Genomic DNA, 279 nt, shown 5'->3' on the forward strand with positions numbered 1-279 from the left:
AGGCACCAGCACCGGCCTCGCAGCCCGAGACCGCGACCGGGACCGGGAGCGAGCCCGAGCGCGACACCGGACCCGAACACGGGCCCCGAACCGGAACGGGAACCGGACCCGAGCGAGACTCCGAACAGGACTTCGATCCGGGCTCCGGACCGGGCGGACGCTCCCGCCCCGAAGACGAGCACGCCCCCACACCAGCAACACCACCAGCAGCACCGGCGGCACCGGTTGCGGCGATGCGTCTGGTACACCCGAAGACGAATAGACCACTGATCCCGGTGC

The sequence above is a fragment of the Glycomyces sp. L485 genome (genome assembly GCF_022548875.1).
Classification (GTDB): domain Bacteria; phylum Actinomycetota; class Actinomycetes; order Mycobacteriales; family Micromonosporaceae; genus Glycomyces.